Origin of the sequence: Burkholderia sp. Cy-637 (assembly GCF_011753175.1) — a bacterium.
Lineage (GTDB): Bacteria > Pseudomonadota > Gammaproteobacteria > Burkholderiales > Burkholderiaceae > Burkholderia > Burkholderia gladioli.
In genome coordinates this window covers 1-21639 of sequence record NZ_VWWC01000126.1, presented here as the reverse complement: position 1 = coordinate 21639, position 21639 = coordinate 1, and the positions used below count along the sequence as shown (strand labels likewise).

The window sequence follows — 21639 nt, the reverse complement described above, 5'->3', positions numbered from 1 at the left end:
AGCTCGTGCGCGAGCTGGTTGGCGCGCTCGTTGAGCTGGGCATAGCTGAGGGTTTGCTCCTCGAAGACGAGGGCGACGGCGTCGGGCGTGCGCTCGACCTGCTGCTCGAATTGCTGGTGAAGGCAGATGTCCTCGGGATACGGCGTGCTGGTGGCGTTCCACTCATGCAGCAAGGCGCGCTCTTCGGGCGGCAGGATGTCCAGCTGCCGGACCGGCATCGCCGGCGTTCGGTCCAGCGCGGTCGCGAGACTGTCCAGCGCCTGGGCGAAGTAGGCGGCGACGCGATCGACGTCGAGCGAGTCGACCACCTGGACGGTCATGCCCAGCGAGCTGCCGAAATCTTCCACGGCAAGCGTGAGCGGATAGTTGGTTCGCTCCTGCGCATGCAGGAATTCGAATCCGGCATCGACGTTTTCCGGTTCGGCCGCGATCACGTTGTGGCGATAGTTCAGCAGCGAGCTGAACAGCGGCGAGCCGGGAGCGATGCCGCTGCATTGCTGGGCCAGCGCGAGCGAGGCGTGCTCGTGGTCGATCAGGCCGGCCAGCAGCGTATGCATGCGACGGGCTGCCTGCTCCACCTGGGTGTCGTCCAGGTCCATGCGCAGGGGCAGGGTGTTGATGAACAGGCCCATGGCCTGGTCGGTGCCCGCGCCGCCCTGCATCCGGCCGAACAGCACGGTGCCGAACACGACGCGGTCCTGCCCGCTGGCGCGGGCGAGCACCTGCGCCCAGGCCAGGTGGCAGAGGCTCGCCAGGCTCACGCCCAGGCGCCGCGCCTGAGCGCGCAACTGGTCGTTCAGTGCCTGCGGCAGCATGCGCTGCGATTCCCTGACCTGCGAGCCGTCGAGATGCACCTCGGTGAGGCCGAAGGGCAGCGTGGGCTCGTCCACGTCGGCCAGCATGGTGCGGAAGAAGGATTCATGCTCCTGCTGGCTCTTGCCCAGGCGAGCCTGCGCGATCGCGTTGCGGAACGGCTGGGCCGGCGGCAGTTGCGCGGCCTGGCCAGCGAGTATGGCCTGCACCTCGCGATGCAGGATCTCCATGGTGGAGTGATCGCCGATCACGTGATGCAGCAGCTCGACCAGCAGCCAGCGGCCCTGCTCGTCGCGGGCGGTGGCGAAGCGCAGCAGCGGGGCCTGGCCCAGGTCGATGCGATGCTCGCGCGGGTCGAAGCGCCGGGCCAGTTGCTCGGCGACAGGTCCGTCAGCGGGGTCCAGGCTCAGTTCGGCGAGCGTGAGCGGCGCGTCGCGCCACACCACCTGTGCCGGGTTGGACAGGCCCTCCCAGACGAAGGCCGTGCGCAGCACGTCGTGGCGAGCCACCACCTGTTGCACGGCATCGAGGTAGCGATCCAGGTGCTCGCGCGAAGCGAAGGCCGCCTGCTGGATCACCAGGTAGGGGTCGCCGCGGGTGGCCAGCAGATGGTGGAAGAGAATGCCGTCCTGCAACGGGGAGAGCGCGTAGATGTCCTGGATGGCGCTCACGCCGCCGGGCACCTGCTGGACCAGATGGTCGATCTCGGGCTGGGTGAGGCTGATGAGCGGCAACAGCTCGGGCGTGATCGCGCGAGTGTCGGGCGTGATCCGGTTGGCCGGGATCTCGATCTCCCGGTCCCGGTTGCTGCGCTGCTGATCCAGGCGTTGGGCCAGTACGCTCAGGACGGGCGTCTGGAACAGGTCTCGAATCGCCAGTTCCAGGCCCTTCTGGCGGAGCTTGACGATCATTCGCACGGCCATCAGCGAGAAGCCGCCCAGCACGAAGAAGCTGTCGTGACGGCCGATGCGCTCGATGCCGAGCAGCTCGGCCCAGACCGCGGCGAGCGTGCATTCGGTCTCCCCCTCGGGGGCCTCGTAGGCCCGGGACGCGGGCGCGGGTTGCTCCAGCGGCAGCGCGCAGCGGTCGAGTTTGCCGTTGTGGGTCAGCGGCAGGGCGTCGAGCCGCACGAAGGCGGCAGGCACCATGTAGTCGGGCAGCCGGGCGGCGAGCTGCTCGCGCAGCACGTCGATCAACTGCTCGTCGGGCTCGGCCACCACGTAGGCGACCAGGCGCGGGTCCGCGGCCTCGTCGCGCATCAGCACCACGGCTTCGCGGACAGCGGGATGCGCGAGCAGATGCGCCTCGATCCGTGCCGGCTCGACGCGAACACCGCGAATTGCGAGTTGTTGATCGAGGCGGCCGAGGAGTACGAGATTGCCGTCGGGCAGGTAGCGGGCGAGATCGCCGCTGCGGTACATGCGGGCGTTGGCGCGGCCGGCGAACGGATCGTCGAGGAAACGCTCGGCGCTGAGTTCGGGGCGGTTCAGGTAGGCGCGCGCGACGCCGTCGCCGCCCACATACAGTTCGCCCACGGCACCCAGCGGCACGGGCTGACTATGCGCGTCGAGCAGGTAGAGCTTGCGGCCCGCGATGGGACGCCCGATCGGGTTGCCGCCCCGTCGCGCGTCCTGCGGCTCGAGGGCGTGATGCGTCGCGTGCACGGTGGTCTCTGTGGCACCGTACATGTTGATCAGCCGGGGCAGGGCCTCGTCGTGCTCGGCATGCCAGCGCGGCAGGACGGCGGCGTCGAGCGCGTCCCTGCCGAGGAGCACGTAGCGCAGGCGATCGCGTAGCGGGCTCTGCCCGGCCGCGGCGGCCAACGCGGTGAAGGCGCCGGGGGATTGACCGAGCACGGTGACGCCATGCCGGCAGATCAGTCGATGGAGGGCCTCGGGCGTGCCCGCGACCTGATGCGAGGCGATGACCAGTCTTGCGCCGCCGCACAATGCGCCCCAGGTTTCCCAGACCGAGAGGTCCGACGCCGGCGAGTGGAACAGGCACCAGACGTCCTCGGCATCGAGGCGATACGGGGCCGCGGCGGCTTCGAGCAAGCTCGCCACCTGTCGGTGCTCGACCATGACGCCCTTGGGCTTGCCGGTGGAGCCGGAGGTGTAGATCACATAGGCGAGGTGTTGCGAGGCGAGACCGGGCACGACCGGGTTGGTCGCCGGGCGCTCGGGCAGCAACGCGCTCGGGTCTAGCAGACGACGCCCGGCGAGCGCAGCCTCGCCGAGGGCGTCGCGACCGGCGGCATCGGCGAGCACGATGGCCGGATCGGCATCGGCGAGGATCTGGGCCGGATGCTCGCCGGGATATGCGGGGTCGAGCGGAAGGTAGGCGCCACCGGCCTTGAGGACGGCGAGCAGGCCGACGAACAGGGCGGGAGATCGCTCGACGCAGACGGCCACGCGGGAATCGGGTTGCACGCCGAGGGCGATCAGCTCGTGCGCGAGCCGGTTGGCCCGTTCGTTGATCTGGGCATAACTGAGCGTTTGCTCCTCGAAGACCAGGGCGACGGCGTCGGGCTTGCGCTCGACCTGCTGTTCGAATTGCCGATGAATGCAAGGCGGCTCGGGATAGTCCGCCTGCGTCGCATTTCCATTGCCCAGCAGCAGTTCGCGCTCCCCGGGCGGCAGGATGTCGACATGATCGAGCGCCTGCGTCTCGTCCCGGGCCATCGCCCGCAGCATGGCCTCCAGGTAAGCGAGATGCCGTTCGATCGTGGCGCGCTCGAACAATGCCGTCGAATAACCGAGCACACCGGCGATCGCGTCGCCGTTCTCCTCCAGCGCCAGTTCCAGGTCGAACTTGACGGTGTCGTAGGACAGCGGCAGCGGGCTCACGTCGAGGTCCGGCAGTTGCAGGGAAGCCGACGAAGCCTGCCGGGTCTGCCAACTGAACATCACCTGGAACAGCGGCGTGTGATTCAGGTTGCGGGACGGGTTGACGATCTCGACGACCTGCTCGAAGGGCAGGTCCTGGTGATCCTGCGCGGCCAGCGCCGCCTGACGCACGCGCGCGAGCAAGGCGGCGGCGTCGGGCGTGCCGGACAGATCGAGGCGCAGCGCCAGCGTGTTGACGAAGAAACCGATCAGCGGCTCGACCTCCTGGCGATTGCGATTCGCGCTGGGCGTGCCGATCACGATGTCCTGCTGGCCCGACAGACGCGCGAGCACGGCGGCCCAGGCGGCCATCACGGTCATGAACAGCGTCACGCCATGCGCTTGCGACAGGCGGCGCAGCGCCGCGGTGAGCCCGGCATCCAGTTGCAGCGGTGCATGGGCGCCGGCGAACGACTGCTGCGCGGGACGGGGATGGTCGGTGGGCAGGTCGAGCCGGACCGGCGCATCGGCGAGCGTGTCGCGCCAATACTCGCCCTGGGCCTGCAGGCGCTCGCCCGACAGCAGTTGTCGATGCCAGGCCGCGTAGTCGGGGTACTGGACCGCCAGCGGCGCGAGCGGATCGGGCCGGCCATCCAGGCAGGCCCGATAGAGCGCCTGCAGTTCGCTGAACAGGACGTCGAAGGACCAGCCGTCGGAGACGATGTGATGCTGGGTCAGCAGGAACGCATGTTCGTCCTCGCTCAAGCGGACCAGGCGAGCGCGGATCAGCGGGCCGTGCTCCAGGTCGAAGGGCGCATGCGCCTCCTGGACGCTGATGGCCTGCAACTGCTGCTGCGCGTCGGGCGCATCGCGCAGGTCGTGATGCGTGACGGGCAAGGCGGTGCCGACCGGCAGCAGCCGCACCTGCGGCTGGCCCTGGACCGCGACGAATACCGAGCGCAGCGCCTCGTGACGATCGAGCAGGGTGTCGAGCGCGCGCTGCCATGCTGCTTGATCGAGCCGGCCTTGCAGGCGCAGCGCCAGCGGGATGTGATAGGTGGCGCTGACGCCGTCCAGCTGGGCGAGGAACCACAGCCGCTGCTGGGCGAAGGAGAGCGGCAGCTCGCCGTCGCGCGAAATCGGCGTGATGGGCGGCAGCGCGGCGGCGCCCTGCTCCAGCCGGTCGGCAATGATCGCGGCCAGGCCGGCGAGCGTGGGCGAGGCGAACAGGCTGGCGAGAGGCAGCTCGGTGCCGAGCGCGGCGATGCGGCTGATCAGCCGCACGGCGAGCAGGGAGTGCCCGCCGAGCGAGAAGAAGCCGTCGTGGCGGCCGACGCGCTCGACGCCGAGCAGCTCGGCCCAGATTTCGGCGAGCGCGGATTCGATCTCGCCTTGGGGCGCTTCATAAGCCTGACGGGCGAGCGCGGACGAATCCGGCACGGGCAGCGCGCGGCGGTCGAGCTTGCCGTTGGGCGTCAGCGGCAGGGCGTCGAGGCTCACATAGGCGGCCGGCACCATGTAGGCCGGCATGGTGGCGAGCAGGTGCGTGTGCAGCGCCTCGACGTCGAGGGGAGCGTCGAGGCCATCCTCCGGCACGCAGTAGGCGACCACGCGCTTGTTGCCGGGCTGGTCCTCGCGCGCGATGACCACGGCGCTGCGGATCTCGGGCCGCGCCATGATCCGGGCCTCGATTTCGCCGAGCTCGATGCGAAAGCCCCGGATCTTGACCTGGAAGTCGTTGCGGCCGATGAACTCCAGATTGCCGTCGGGCCGATAGCGCACGAGATCGCCGGTGCGATACAGGCGGGCACCGGCCTGGGCGGCGTAGGGGTCGTCGACGAAGCGCTCGGCGCTGAGTTCGGGCCGGTTCAGGTAGCCGCGCACCACGCCGGCCCCGCCGATATACAGCTCGCCCGGCGCGCCGATCGGAACCGGCTCGCCGTGTTCGTCGAGAACGTAGAAGCGGGTGTTCGAGATCGGCCGGCCGATCGGGACGTTCTCGCCCGGCTCGACGCGGTCGACCTCGTACCAGCTGGCGAAGGTCACGGTTTCGGTGGGGCCGTAGACATGCAGCAGGTGCCGCGGCTTGCCGCGCCGCAGCACCTGGGCGACGCATTGCGGATCCACCGCTTCGCCGCCGAACATCAGGTAATGCAGTTCGCTGAAGGCATCGACCGGCTCGCGCGCGATCTGGTTGAACAGCGCGGTGGTCAGGAACAGGGCGGTGACCTTGCTCTGCTTGAGCTTCGCGGCCAGCGCGGCAGGCGAGAGCAGGGTTTCCTGCCGGATCACCTCGATGCGCGCGCCGTTCAGCAAGGGCGCCCAGATCTCGAAGGTGGCCGCGTCGAAGGACGTGTTGGAGGCGAGCGCGAAGGCGGCGTCCGGCTGCACCTGGAAATAATTGGTGTCGCGCACCAGCCTGACCACGCCGTGGTGCGGGACCATCACGCCCTTCGGCGTGCCGGTCGAGCCCGAGGTATAGACCACATAGGCGAGGTGCCGCGCGGTGAGGCCCTGCGCCGCCGCGTCGGGGTTGGCGGCGTCGAGGTCGTGCCAGGCGGCTTCGGGATCGTCGAGCAGCACCACCGGGATGGCGGCGCTGCCGGCGATCGAAGCTTGCAGGCGGCGCTGTGTCAGCAGCGCGACCGGTTCGCTGTCCTCGAGCATGAACTGCAGGCGCTCGGCGGGATAACCGGGGTCGAGCGGCACGTAGGCGCCGCCGGCCTTGAGGATGGCGAGCGCGCCGACCACCAGGTCGAGGCTGCGTTCGACGCACAAGGCGACTCGGACGTCGGGACCCACGCCGAGATCGAGCAGATGATGGGCAAGCCGGTTGGCCCGGGTATTGAGTGCGGCATAGGTGAGCGTGTCGTGGTCGAACGCCACCGCGATCGCATCGGGCGTGTCGAGCGCCTGCACCTCGAACAGCGAGGCGATGCAGCGTTCCCGCGGGAACGCCGTATCGGTGTCGTTCCATCGATACAGCAACTGGTCGCGCTCGGCCTCGGCGAGCAGCGGCAGCCGGTGCACGGATCGCGCGTCGTTCCGCGTCATGGCGAGCAGCACCGCTCCCAGGTAGGCGACATGCCGTTCCATGGTGGCCGGATCGTACAGCGCCGTCGCGTAGCTGAGCGCGCCGGCGATCTCCTCGCCGTTCTCCTCGAGCGACAGCTCCAGGTCGAACTTGGCCGAATCATAGGCCAGCGGCAGCGGCGTGACGTCCACGCCCGGCAGCGGCAGCGACTGCCCTTGTCGGGACTGCCAGGCGAACATCGCCTGGAACAGCGGCGTATATCCCAGGCTGCGGGGCGGGTTGACGATCTCGACGACCTGCTCGAAGGGCAGGTCCTGGTGGTCCTGCGCGGCAAGCGCCGCCTGGCGCACGCGCGCGAGCAGGGTGGCGGTGTCGGGCGCGCCGGACAGATCCAGGCGCAGCGCCAGCGTGTTGACGAAGAAGCCGATCAGCGGCGCGATTTCGCGGCGGTTGCGGTTCGCGCTGGGGGTGCCGATCACCAGGTCCTGCTGGCCCGACAGACGCGCGAGCACGGCGGCCCAGGCGGCCATCACGGTCATGAACAGCGTCACGCCATGGGTTTGCGCCAGGCGCCTGAGCGCCTGCGTGAGCTCGGCGTCGAAGCGCACCGGCACGTGAGCACCGGCGAACGACTGCTGCGCGGGACGAGGCCGATCGGTGGGCAGCTCGAGCAGGACCGGCGCATCGGCGAGCGTGCCGCGCCAGTAGTCGACCTGGGCCTGCAGGCGTTCGCCCGTGAGCCACTGGCGTTGCCAGGCGGCATAGTCGGGATACTGGATGGCCAGCGGCGCGAGCGGATCGGGCAAGCCATCCAGATAAGCGCCATAGAGCGCCTGCAATTCGCGCAGCAGGACCTCGAAGGACCAGCCGTCGGCCACGATGTGATGCTGGGTCAGCAGGAACGCATGTTCGTCCTCGGCCAGGCGGATCAGGCAGCCGCGGATCAGCGGGCCGCGTTCGAGATCGAAGGGGGCATGGGCCTCCTGCGTGCCGATGCGCTGCAACTGCTGCTGCGCGTCGGGCACGTCACGCAGATCGTGGTGCGTGACGGGCAGGGCGGTGCCCACCGGCAGCAGCCGCACCTGCGGCTGGCCGCCGATCGCCACGAAGGTCGAGCGCAGCGCCTCGTGACGATCGAGCAGGGTGTCGAGCGCGCGCTGCCATGCTGTTGCGTCGAGCCGGCCTTGCAGGCGCAGCGCCAGCGGGATGTGGTAGGTGGCGCTGACGCCGTCGAGCTGGGCGAGGAACCACAGCCGCTGCTGGGCGAACGACAGCGGCAGCTCGGCTTGCCGATCGCTTCGGGCACGCAGCTCGGGTTCGACCGGCTCGGGCTGGCGGGTGTTGCGTTGCTGAAGAATCTTGAGCAGGGCTTCGCGTTTGAGCCGATTGGAGTTATCCGTCAGATTATTCATTTAGGTACCCGCCGATAAAATCTTCAGTAAGTCGTCGTCGGACAGCGAGCCGAGTTCCTGTTCCAGATCCTCGATGTCTCCGTCCGCGTATTGAGCGATCTGCAAGGAGATCAAGGCGTCCGCCAGTTGCGCGAGCAGGGGTTGCTGGTACAGCGTCGCCAGGTGGAATTTCACGCCGAAGGCCTTGCGCAGTTCCTCGATCAGGCGCACGGCGAGCAGCGAGTGGCCGCCGAGCGCGAAGAAGCTGTCGTGGCGGCCGACGCGTTCCACTTCCAGCAGCTCGGCCCAGATCGCGGCCAGCGCGCATTCGGTCTCGCCCTCGGGCGCCTCGTAGGCCTGGCTGGCCAGCGCGGCCTGGTCCGGCGCCGGCAGCGCGCGGCTGTCGAGCTTGCCATTGGGCGTCAGGGGCAGCGCGTCGAGCCGCACGAAGGCAGCGGGCACCATGTAATCGGGCAGTTGCGCCGCGAGGTGATCGCGCAGCGCGCCGGCCAGCAGCGGGTCGTGCTCGGCCACCACGTAGGCGACCAGGCGCTTGTCGGTCGCCTCGCCCAGCGCGAGCACCACCGCCTCGCGCACGGCCGGGTGCGCGGCCAGGCGCGCCTCGATTTCGCCGAGCTCGATGCGGAAGCCGCGGATCTTGACCTGGTGATCGTTGCGGCCGAGGAACACCAGGCTGCCGTCGGGCAGGTAGCGCGCGAGGTCGCCGGTGCGATACATGCGGGCATCGGCCTGCTCGACGAAGGGATCGTCGAGGAAACGCTCGGCATTGAGTTCGGGGCGGTTGAGATAGCCGCGCGCGACGCCGTCGCCGCCGATATGCAGCTCGCCGACCGCGCCCAGCGGCACCGGCTGGCGATGCGCGTCGAGCAGGTAGAGCCTCAGGTCGGGAATCGGCCGCCCGATCGGGCTGCCGCCCTGCTGGGCATCGCTCGGGCCGAGCGCGCGATAGGTGACGTGCACGGTGGTCTCGGTGATGCCGTACATATTGACCAGCTGCGGCAGGTTCGCGTCGCGCCCGGCGTACCAGCTCTGCAGGATGCTGGGTTCGAGCGCTTCGCCGCCGAAGACCACGTAGCGCAGCCGGTCCGGCAAGGGGTTCTGCCGTGCGGCGGCGATGAAGGTCTTGAAGGCGCTGGGGGTCTGGTTGAGCACGGTGACGCCATGCCGGCAGACCAGTCGATGGAAGGCTTCGGGCGAGCGCGCGACCGGGTGCGGCACGATGAGCAGGGTGCCGCCGTGGCGCAATGCCCCCCAGATTTCCCAGACCGAGAAGTCGAAGGCGAACGAGTGGAACAGGCACCAGACGTCCCGCTCGTCGAAGCGATACCAGTGCGCGGTGGCTTCGAACAGGCGTTCCACCTGGCGATGCTCGACCATCACGCCCTTGGGCTTGCCGGTGGAGCCGGAGGTGTAGATCACATAGGCGAGGTGATGCGAAGCGAGGCCGGGCACGCTCGGGTTACTGGCCGGGCGCTCGGGCAGCGCATTGGGGTCGAGCACATGACGCTTGGCCAGCGCGGCCTCGCCGAGGGCGGCACGGCCGGCCGCATCGGCGAGCACGATGGCGGGATCGGCATCGGCGAGGATGTGGGCCAGTCGCTCGCCGGGATATACCGGGTCGAGCGGCACATAGGCGCCGCCGGCCTTGAGAATGGCGAGCAGGCCGACGACGATCGCCGGCGATCGCTCCACGCTGAGGGCGACGCGCGTGTCGGGCTGCACGCCGAGCGCGATCAGCTCGTGCGCGAGCCGGTTGGCCCGGGCGTTGAGCTGGGCATAGCTGAGCGTTTGCTCCTCGAAGACGAGCGCGACGGCATCGGGCGTGCGCTCGGCCTGCCGCTCGAACTGCTGGTGCGAACACCGATCCGACGCAAAGCGCCGCGCCGCTTCGTTCCAGTTGTTCAGCAACAGCGCGCGTTCCTCGGGCGGCAGGATCTCCAGTTGCCGGACCGGCAGCGCCGGCGTCTCGTCGAGCGCGTCGGCCAGGCTCGCCAGGGCTTGCGCGAGGTAGGCGTTCACGCGCGCGGCATCGAGCGTGTCGACCACCTGGGCGGTCAGGCCCAGGCTGTCGCCGAAGTCCTCCACCGAGAGCGTGAGGGGGTAGTTGGTACGTTCCTCCGCATGGAGGAACTCGATGCCGGAATCGGCGTTTTCCTGATCGACGGCCACCACGTTGTGACGGTAGTTCAGCAGCGCGCTGAACAGCGGCGAGCCGGCGGGCACGCCGCTGCATTGCTGCGCGAGCGCGAGCGAGGCGTGTTCGTGGTCGATCAGGCTGGCCAGCAGCGTATGCGTGTGGCGCACCGCCTGCTCCACGCCGGTCTCGCCCAGGTCCATGCGCAGGGGCAGGGTGTTGATGAACAGGCCCATGGCCTGGTCGGCGCCCGCGCCGCCCTGCATGCGCCCGAACATGACGGTGCCGAACACGACGCGATCCTGTCCGCTGGCGCGGCCGAGCACCTGTGCCCAGGCCAGGTGGCACAGGCTCGCCAGGCTCACGCCCAGGCGCCGTGCCTGCGCGCGCAGGCGGTCGTTCAGCGCCTGCGGCAGCATGCGATGGGCTTCGATGACGCGCGAGCCGTCGAGATGCACCTCGGTAAGGCCGAACGGCAAGGTGGGTTCCTCGACATCGGCCAGCATGGCGCGGAAGAACGTTTCGTGCTCCTGCCGACTCACGCCGAGGTGCGCCTGCGCCACGAGGTTGCGGAACGGTTGCGGCGACGGCAACTGGGCGGTGCGTTGCGCCAGGATGGCCTGCACCTCGCGATGCAGGATCTCCGTGGTGGAGTGATCGCCGATCAGGTGATGCAGCAGCTCGATCAGCAGCCAGCGGCCTTGCTCGTCCCGGGCGGCGGCGAAGCGCAGAAGCGGGGCTTGGTCCAGGTCGATGCGGTGCTCGCGCGGATCGAAGTGCCGGGCCAGTTGCTCGGCGACGGGGCCGTCGACGGGATCGAATTCCAGCTCGGTGAGGATCAGCGGCGCCTCGCGCAACACGACTTGCGCGGGGCGAGACAGGCCTTCCCAGAAGAAGGCGGTGCGCAGGATGTCGTGCCGGGCGATCACCTGCTGCACAGCATCGAGATAGCGATCCAGGTGCTCGCGCGAGGCGAAGGCGACCTGGCGGATCAGCAGGTAGGGGTCGCCGCGGGTGGCCAGCAGGTGATGGAAGAGGATGCCGTCCTGCAGCGGGGAGAGCGCGTAGATGTCCTGGATGGCGCTCACGCCGCCGGGAATCTGCTGGACCAGATGGTCGATCTCGGGCTGGGTGAGGCTGACGAGGGGCAGCAACTCGGGCGTGATCGCTTGGGTCTCGCGCGTGATCAGGTTGTCGGGCACCTGGATTTCGCGGGATTGTCCGCGTTGCTGCTCCAGGCGCTGGGCGAGCGCGCTCAGGTCGGAGGTCTGGAACAGGTCGCGGACAGCCAGTCCCAGTCCTCGCTGGCGCAGTTGTTCGGTCAGCCGCACGGCGAGCAGGGAATGCCCGCCGAGTGCGAAGAAGCTGTCGTGACGGCCGACGCGTTCGACACCGAGCAACTCGGCCCAGATTTCAGCAAGCGCACATTCGATCTCGCCTTGAGGCGCTTCATAGACCTGACGAGCAAGCGCGGACGAATCGGGCGCGGGCAGCGCGCGGCGATCGAGCTTGCCGTTGGGGCTGAGCGGCAGGGCATCGAGCCGCACGAAGGCGGTGGGCACCATGTAGTCGGGCAGTTGCGCGGCGAGGTGATCGCGGATCGCGCCGATCAACTGCTCGTCATGCTCGGCCACGACATAGGCGACCAAACGCTTGTCGGCGCCGTCGCCGAGTGCGAGCACGACCGCCTCGCGCACGGCGGGATATTCCGCGAGCCGCGCCTCGATCTCGCCGAGCTCGATTCGGAAACCACGGATCTTGACCTGGAAGTCGTTGCGGCCGAGGTATTCGATATTGCCGTCGGGCAGGTAACGGGCGAGGTCGCCGGTGCGATACATGCGAGCGTCGGCATCACCGGCGAAGGGATCGCGCACGAAGCGCTCGGCGGTGAGTTCGGGGCGGTTGAGATAGCCGCGCGCGACGCCCACGCCGCCGATGCAGAGTTCGCCGGGCACGCCCAGCGGCACCAGCCGGCCGTGCGCGTCGAGCAGATGAATCCGCGCATGAGGAATCGGCTTGCCCAAGGGCACCGGCGCATCGTGGTAAGTCTCCAGTTCCGGCGACAGCACATGCCAGCCGGCCACGTCGCTGCATTCGGTCGGGCCGTAGCTGTTGACGAACACCGGCCGCGGCGCGGCGATGCCGGCGAGCTTGGCCGCCTGGATCGGTTCGCCGCCAAGCACGACGCGGCGCAGGCGAGCGAGGTCGTGGCCGGTATCGGCATCAATCAGCGCATGGAAGGCGCTCGGCGACAGGTTGAGGTGATCGATGCCCTCGCCGCGGATCTGCGCCAGGATCGAGGCCGGCTCGAAGCGCGGCCTGGCCAGATGCAGGCTGCCGCCCACCATCAGCGGGCCGAGCAGGTTCTTCTGCGTCAGGTCGAAGTTGTGCGAGGTGACGATCAGCACCGTGTCCTCGGCCCCGAGCCCGACCTCTCCGAGATACCAGCTCATCAGATTGGCGAGGCCGCGATGCTCGACCATGACGCCCTTGGGCGTGCCGGTGGAGCCGGAGGTGTAGATCACATAGGCGAGGTGCCGCGACGTCAAACCCGGCACGACCGGGTTCGTCGCGGGGCGATCGGGCAGCGCATTCGGGTCGAGCTGGCGACGCCCTGCCAGCGCGGCCTCGCCGAGGGCGGCACGGCCGGCGGCATCGACGAGCACGATGTCGGGATCGGCATCGGCGAGGATATGGGCCAGTCGCTCGCCGGGATAGGCGGGGTCGAGCGGGACGTAGGCGCCGCCGGCCTTGAGGACGGCGAGCAGGCCGACGACCATCGCGATCGAACGCTCGACGCAGAGGGCGACGCGCGAATCGGGCCGCACGCCGAGTGCGATCAGCTCGTGCGCGAGCCGGTTGGCGCGCTCGTTGAGCTGGGCATAACCGAGCGTTTGCTCCTCGAAGACGAGCGCGGCGGCATCGGGCGTGCGCTCGGCCTGCCGTTCGATGTGCCGATGAACGCAAGACGCCTCGGCTGGCGTGTCGCGGCCGGGATTCCAGGCGTCGAGCAATAGCGCGCGTTCCTCGGGCGGCAGGATTTCCAGTTGCCGGACCGGTAGCGCCGGCGTCCGGTCGAGGGCCTCGGCCAAGCTTTCCAGCGCCTGGACGAGGTAGTTCCCGACGCGTTCGGCATCGAGCCTGTCCACCACCTGGGTGGTCACGCCCAGGGCATTGCCGAAGTCCTCCACGGCGAGCGTGAGCGGATAGTTGGTGCGTTCCTCTCCATGCAGGAAGTCGATCCCCGACTCGGCGTTTTCCTGTTCGACGGCCACCACGTTGTGGCGGTAGTTCAGCAGCGCGCTGAACAGCGGCGAGCCGGCGGGCACGCCGCTGCATTGCTGGGCCAGCGCGAGCGAGGCGTGTTCGTGGTCGAGCAGGCTGGCCAGCAGCGCATGCGTGTCGTGCACCGCCTGCTCCACGCCGGTATCGTCGAGATCCACGCGCAGGGGCAGGGTGTTGATGAACAGGCCCATCGCCTGGTCGGCGCCCGCGCCGCCCTGCATCCGGCCGAACAGCACGGTGCCGAACACGACGCGATCCTGCCCGCTGGCGCGGGCGAGCACCTGCGCCCAGGCCAGGTGGCACAGGCTCGCGAGGCTCACGCCCAGGCGCCGTGCCTGTGCGCGCAACTGGTCGTTCAGTGCCTGCGGCAGCATGCGCTGGGCCTCGACCACCCGCGAGCCGTCGAGGTGCACCTCGGTGAGGCCGAAGGGCAGCGTGGGCTCCTCGACATCGCCCAGCATGGCGCGGAAGAAAGCTTCGTGCTCCTGCTGACTCACGCCGAGATGCGCCTGCGCCACCAGGTTGCGGAATGGTTGCGGGGGCGACAACTGGTCGGCGCGTCCGGCCAGGATGGCTTGCACCTCGCGGTGCAGGATCTCCATGGTGGAGTGATCGCCGATCAGGTGATGCAGCAGCTCGACCAGCAGCCAGCGGCCCTGTTCGTCCCGCGCGGCGGCGAAGCGCAGCAGCGGCGCCTGGCCCAGGTCGATGCGATGCTCGCGCGGATCGAAGCGTCGGGCCAGTTGCTCGGCCACGGGCCCGTCAGCGGGATCGAGGCTCAATTCGGTGAACGCGAGCGGCGCGTCGCGCCATACCACCTGTGCCGGACGGGACAGGCCTTCCCAGACGAAGGCGGTGCGCAGCACGTCGTGACGCGCGATCACCAGCTGCACGGCATCGAGGTAACGATCCAGGTGCTCGCGCGAGGCGAAGGCCACCTGGAGGATCAACAGATAGGGGTCGCCGCGGGTGGCCAGCAGATGGTGGAAGAGGATGCCGTCCTGCAGCGGGGAAAGCGCGTAGATGTCCTGGATGGCGCTCACGCCGCCGGGCACCTGCTGGACCAGATGGTCGATCTCGGGCTGGGTGAGGCTGACGAGGGGCAGCAGCTCGGGGGTGATCGCCTGGGTATCGCGGGTGATCAGGTTGTCGGGCACCTGGATTTCGCGGGATTGCCCGCGCTGCTGTTCCAGACGCTGGGCGAGCGCGCTCAGGACCGGCGCCTGGAACAGGTCGCGCACGGCCAGGCTCAAGCCTCGCTGGCGCAGTTGCTCGGTCAACTGCACAGCGAGCAGGGAATGCCCGCCGAGCGCGAAGAAGCTGTCGTGACGACCGACGCGCTCGATGTCGAGCAGCGTGGCCCAGATTTCGGCGAGCGCGGATTCGATCTCGCCTTGGGGCGCTTCATAGGCTTGCCTGAACAACGCGGACTGGTCCGGCGCGGGCAGCGCGCGACGATCGAGCTTGCCATTGGGCGTCAGCGGCAGGGCGTCGAGCCGCACGAAGGCGGTGGGCACCATGTAGTCGGGCAGTTGCGCGGCGAGGTGATCGCGGATCGCGCCGATCAACTGCTCGTCATGCTCGGCCACCACGTAGGCGACCAGGCGCTTGTCGGCGCCGTCGCCGATCGCGAGCACGACTGCCTCGCGCACCGCGGAATGCGCGGCCAGCCGGGCCTCGATCTCGCCGAGCTCGATCCGGAAGCCGCGGATCTTGACCTGGTGATCGTTACGGCCGAGGAAGACGATATTGCCGTCGGGCAGATAGCGGGCGAGGTCGCCGCTGCGATACATGCGAGCGCCTGGGCGCGGGTCGAACGGGTCGTCGAGGAAGCGCTCGGCGGTGAGCTCGGGGCGGTTGAGATAGCCGCGTGCGAGGCCGTCGCCGCCGATATGGAGTTCACCGACCGCGCCCAGCGGCACGGGCTGCCCGTGCGCGTCGAGCAGGTAGATGCGGGTGTTGGCGATGGGCTTGCCGATCGGGATCGTCTCGCCGGTGAAGCCTGTCGGACACCGCCAGAGCGTCGCGCAAACAGTGCTTTCGGTCGGGCCGTAGGCGTTGAACACGACATGGTGTTCGGCGAGGGCCTGGAACAAGCCGGGCCCGGGGGCTTCGCCGGCGAGGATCAAGGTCAGGGCGAGCTCGGGATCGAGCACGGCGCTGTCGCCTTGGAGCAGGGCCGGCGGCAGGGTGGCGTGGGTGATCCGGTGCTGCTCGAGGTAGCGCAGCAGGGCGGCGCGGTCCTTGAGCAGGGCGGTGAAGGGCAGGTAGAGCGTGGCGCCGCAACCCAGGGCCATGACGACTTCCCAGACACTGGCATCGAAGGCGCAGGAGGCGAACTGGAGGATCCGGCTGCTGGGCAGGATGGAGAAGTTCTGGCGCTGGAGTTGAGCGAGGTTGAGCGTTCCGCGGTGCTCGACCATCACGCCCTTGGGCTTGCCGGTGGAGCCGGAGGTGTAGATCACATAGGCAAGGTGCCGCGAGGTGAGGTCGGGCACGACGGGGTTGGACGCGGGGTGCTCGGGCAGCGCGTCGGGGTCGAGCAGGCGGCGGCCGTCGAGCGCGGCGTGGCCGAGGGCGGCGCGGCCGGCGGCATCGGCGAGCACGATGGCGGGATCGGCATCGGCGAGGATGTAGGCCAGGCGCTCGGGAGGATAGGCGGGGTCGAGCGGGAGATAGGCGCCGCCGGCCTTGAGGATGGCGAGCAGGCCGATGACGAGGGCCGGCGAACGCTCGACGCAAAGGGCGACGCGGGAATCGGGCCGCACGCCGAGGGCGATCAGCTCGTGCGCGAGCCGGTTGGCCTGGGCGTTGAGCTGGGCATAGCTGATCGCGCGATCCTCGAAGACGAGGGCGACGGCATCGGGGGTGTGTTCGGCATGCAGCTCGAACTGGTGGTGCAGGCAGAGCTCGGCGGGATAGGCCTGCTCGGTGGCGTTCCAGGTGTGCAGCAGCAGCTCGCGCTCCTCGGGCGGCAGGATGTCGAAACTGTCGATCGCTCGTGCTTCGTCGCGCACCATTGCCAGCAGCATCGCGCGCAGATAGACGAGCTGCCGCTCGATCGTGCCCGGTTCGAACAGCGCCGTCGAATAGTTGAGGGTGCCGGCGATGTCATGCCCGCTTTCCTCGAGCGCCAGCTCCAGATCGAAATTCACCGCGTCATAGGCCAGCGGCAGCGGCGTCGCCTCCAGTCCCGGCAGGTCCAGCGCGGCGCCTTGTCGGGATTGCCATGCGAACATCACCTGGAACAGCGGGGCATGGCCCAGGTTGCGCGGCGGGTTGACGATCTCGACCACCTGCTCGAAGGGCAGGTCCTGGTGGTCCTGCGCGGCCAGCGCCGCCTGGCGCACGCGCGCGAGCAGGGTGGCGGCGTCGGGCGCGCCGGACAGATCCAGGCGCAGCGCCAGCGTGTTGACGAAGAAGCCGATCAGCGGCTCGACCTCCTGGCGATTGCGATTCGCGCTGGGCGTGCCGATCACGATGTCCTGCTGGCCCGACAGCCGCGCGAGCACGGCGGCCCAGGCGGCCATCACGATCATGTACGGCGTGACGCCATGGGTTTGCGCGAGGCGCCTGAGCGCCTGCGTGAGTTCGGCGTCGAAGCGCACCGGCACATGGGCGCCGACGAAGGATTGCTGCGCGGGACGGGGGCGATCGGTGGGCAGGTCGAGCAGGACCGGCGCATTGGCGAGCGTGTCGCGCCAGTAGTCGACCTGGGCCTGCAGGCGTTCGCCCGTGAGCCACTGGCGCTGCCAGGCGGCGTAGTCGGGATACTGGATGGCCAGCGGCGCGAGCGGATCGGGCCGGCCGTGCAGGTAAGCGTGATAGAGCGCCTGCAGCTCGCCGAGCAGCACGTCCAGGGACCAGCCGTCCGAGACGATGTGATGCTGGGTCAGCAGGAACGCATGTTCGTCCTCGCTCAAGCGGACCAGGCGAGCGCGGATCAGCGGGCCCTGTTCGAGATCGAAGCCGGCATGGACTTCCTGGCTGCTGATGGCCTGCAGTTGCTGCCGGGCGTCGGGCGCGCCGCGCAGGTCGTGGTGCGTGACGGGCAAGGCGGTGCCGATCGGCAGCAGCCGCACTCGCGGCTGGCCCTGGACGGTGACGAACACCGAGCGCAGCGCCTCGTGGCGATCGAGCAGGGTGTCGAGCGCGCGCTGCCATGCTGCTTGATCGAGCCGGCCTTGCAGGCGCAGCGCCAGCGGCATGTGATAGGTGGCGCTGACGCCGTCGAGTTGGGCCAGGAACCACAGCCGCTGCTGGGAGAACGACAAGGCCAGCTCGCCCTCGCGCGCCAGCGGCGTGATGGGCGGCAGGGCGACGGCGCCCTGGTGCCCGCGATCGGCAATGACCGAGGACAGGCCCGCGAGGGTCGGGGACGCGAACAGGCTGGCCAGCGGTAGTTCGACACCCAGCGCGGCGATGCGGCTGATCAGTTGCACGGCGAGCAGAGAGTGCCCGCCGAGCGCGAAGAAGCTGTCGTGACGACCGACGCGTTCGATGTCGAGCAACGTGGCCCAGATTTCGGCGAGCGCGGATTCGATCTCGCCTTGCGGCGCTTCGTAGGCCTGCCTGACCAGCGCGGACTGGTCCGGCGCGGGCAGCGCGCGACGATCGAGCTTGCCATTGGGCGTCAGCGGCAGGGCATCGAGCCGCACGAAGGCGGTGGGCACCATGTAGTCGGGCAGTTGCGCGGCGAGGTGATCGCGGAGCGCGCCGATCAACTGCTCGTCATGCTCGGCCACCACATAGGCGACCAGGCGCTTGTCGGCGCCGTCGCCGATCGCGAGCACGACTGCCTCGCGCACCGCGGAATGCGCGGCCAGCCGCGACTCGATTTCGCCGAGTTCGATCCGGAAGCCGCGAATCTTGACCTGGTGATCGTTACGGCCGAGGAAGACGATATTGCCGTCGGGCAGATAGCGTGCGAGATCGCCGCTGCGATACATGCGAGCGCCTGGGCGCGGGTCGAACGGGTCGTCGAGGAAGCGCTCGGCGGTGAGCTCGGGGCGGTTGAGGTAGCCGCGCGCGAGGCCGTCGCCGCCGATATGGAGTTCGCCGACCGCGCCCAGCGGCACGGGCTGCCCGTGCGCGTCGAGCAGGTAGATGCGGGTGTTGGCGATGGGCTTGCCGATCGGGATCGTCTCGCCGGTGAAGCCTGGCGGACACCGCCAGAGCGTCGCGCAAACAGTGCTTTCGGTCGGGCCGTAGGCGTTGAAGACGACATGGTGCTCGGCGAGGGCCTGGAACAGGCCGGGCCCGGGGGCTTCGCCGGCGAGGATCAAGGTCAGGGCGAGCTCGGGATCGAGCACGGCGCTGTCGCCTTGAAGCAGGGCCGGCGGCAGGGTGGCGTGGGTGATCCGGTGCTGCTCGAGGTAGCGCAGCAGGGCGGCGCGGTCCTTGAGCAGGGCGGTGAAGGGCAGGTAGAGCGTGGCGCCGCAACCCAGGGCCATGACGACTTCCCAGACACTGGCATCGAAGGCGCAGGAGGCGAACTGGAGGATCCGGCTGCTGGGCAGGATGGAGAAGTTCTGGCGCTGGAGTTGAGCGAGGTTGAGCGTTCCGCGGTGCTCGACCATCACGCCCTTGGGCTTGCCGGTGGAGCCGGAGGTGTAGATCACATAGGCAAGGTGCCGCGAGGTGAGGTCGGGCACGACGGGGTTGGACGCGGGGTGCTCGGGCAGCGCGTCGGGGTCGAGCAGGCGGCGGCCGTCGAGCGCGGCGTGGCCGAGGGCGGCGCGGCCGGCGGCATCGGCGAGCACGATGGCGGGATCGGCATCGGCGAGGATGTAGGCCAGGCGCTCGGGAGGATAGGCGGGGTCGAGCGGGAGATAGGCGCCGCCGGCCTTGAGGATGGCGAGCAGGCCGATGACGAGGGCCGGCGAACGCTCGACGCAAAGGGCGACGCGGGAATCGGGCCGCACGCCGAGGGCGATCAGCTCGTGCGCGAGCCGGTTGGCCTGGGCGTTGAGCTGGGCATAGCTGATCGCGCGATCCTCGAAGACGAGGGCGACGGCATCGGGGGTGTGTTCGGCATGCAGCTCGAACTGGTGGTGCAGGCAGAGCTCGGCGGGATAGGCCTGCTCGGTGGCGTTCCAGGTGTGCAGCAGCAGCTCGCGCTCCTCGGGCGGCAGGATCTCCAACTGCCGGACCGGCATCGCCGGCGTCCCATCGAGTGCCTCGACCACGCTGACGAGCGCCTGCTCGAAATAAGCGCAAAGGCGCTTCGCATCGAAGGGATCGACCAACTGGGCGATCAGGACCAGGGCGTGCCCGAAATCCTCCACCGACATCGAGAACGGGTAATTGGAGCGCTCCTGGACGCTTAGGAACTCCAGGCCGATGGCCTGATCGTCTTCGTTGACCGAAACCGTGCTGTGCACGTAGTTCAGCAACGCGCTGAACAGCGGCGAGCCGGCGGGCACGCCGCTGCATTGCTGCGCGAGCGCGAGCGAGGCGTGTTCGTGATCGATCAGGCTGGCCAGCAGCGCGTGCGTGTCGCGCACCGCCTGCTCCACGCCGGTCTCGCCCAGGTCCATGCGCAAGGGCAACGTGTTGATGTACAGGCCCATGGCCTGGTCGGCGCCTTCACCGGCTTGCATGCGGCCGAACATGACGGTGCCGAACACGACGCGATCCTGTCCGCTGGCGCGAGCGAGCACCTGTGCCCAGGCCAGGTGGCACAGGCTCGCCAGGCTCACGCCGAGGCGCCGTGCCTGCGCGCGCAGGCGGTCGTTCAGGGGCGATGGCAGCGTGTGATGCGCTTCGTTGAGCCGGGAGCCGTCGAGATGCACCTCGGTGAGGCCGAAGGGCAGCGTGGGTTCGTCCACCTCGGCCAGCATGGTGCGGAAGAAGTTTTCATGCTCCTGTTGGCTCACGCCGAGACGCGCTTGCGCGATCGCGTTGCGGAACGGCTGGGCCGGCAGCAACCGGGCGGCGTGTCCGGCCAGAATGGCGCGGACTTCCCGGTGCAGGATCTCGACGGTGGAGTGATCGCCGACCAGGTGATGCAGCAGCTCGATCAGCAGCCAGCGGCCTTGCTCGTCCCGGGCGGCGGCGAAGCGCAGAAGCGGGGCCTGGCCCAGGTCGATGCGGTGCTCGCGCGGATCGAAGTGCCGGGCCAGTTGCTCGGCGACGGGGCCGTCGACGGGATCGAATTCCAGTTCGGTGAGGATCAGCGGCGCCTCGCGCAACACGACTTGCGCGGGGCGAGACAGGCCTTCCCAGAAGAAGGCGGTGCGCAGGATGTCGTGCCGGGCGATCACTTGCTGCACGGCATCGAGATAGCGATCCAGGTGCTCGCGCGAGGCGAAGGCGACCTGGCGAATCAGCAGGTAGGGGTCGCCGCGGGTGGCCAGCAGGTGATGGAAGAGGATGCCGTCCTGCAGCGGGGAAAGCGCGTAGATGTCCTGGATGGCGCTCACGCCGCCGGGAATCTGCTGGACCAGATGATCGATCTCGGGCTGGGTGAGGCTGACGAGGGGCAGCAGCTCGGGGGTGATCGCCTGGGTATCGCGCGTGATCAGGTTGTCGGGCACCTGGATTTCGCGGGATTGTCCGCGTTGCTGCTCCAGGCGCTGGGCGAGCGCGCTCAGGTCGGAGGTCTGGAACAGGTCGCGGACAGCCAGTCCCAGCCCTCGCTGGCGCAGTTTTTCGGTCAGCTGCACGGCGAGCAGGGAATGCCCGCCGAGTGCGAAGAAACTGTCATGGCGGCCGACACGCTCGACATCGAGCAACTCGGCCCAGATCTCGGCAAGCGCGGATTCGATCTCGCCCTGGGGCGCTTCATAAGCCTGACGAGCAAGCGCGGACGAATCGGGCGCGGGCAGCGCGCGGCGATCGAGCTTGCCGTTGGGGCTGAGCGGCAGGGCATCGAGCCGCACGAAGGCGGTGGGCACCATGTAGTCGGGCAGTTGCGCGGCGAGGTGGTCGCGGATCGCGCCGATCAACTGCTCGTCGTGCTCGGCCACGACATAGGCGACCAGGCGCTTGTCGGCGCCGTCGCCGATTGCGAGCACGACCGCCTCCCGCACGACGGGATATTCCGCGAGCCGGGCCTCGATCTCGCCGAGTTCGATCCGGAAGCCGCGGATCTTGACCTGGAAGTCATTGCGGCCGAGGTATTCGATATTGCCG

Annotated in this window: 2 protein-coding genes; both read right to left on the bottom strand. The window is 69.1% G+C overall.

Annotated features, from left to right (window positions below):
* A partial coding sequence (locus tag F3J10_RS25840) for a non-ribosomal peptide synthetase (RefSeq protein WP_167243315.1) occupies positions 1 to 8084 on the bottom strand: 8084 nt, incomplete at its 3' end.
* A complete protein-coding gene (locus F3J10_RS25835) occupies positions 8085 to 21632 on the bottom strand; it encodes an amino acid adenylation domain-containing protein (protein WP_345791234.1) in 13548 nt (4515 codons plus the stop codon).
* Positions 21633 to 21639 lie beyond the last annotated feature (7 nt).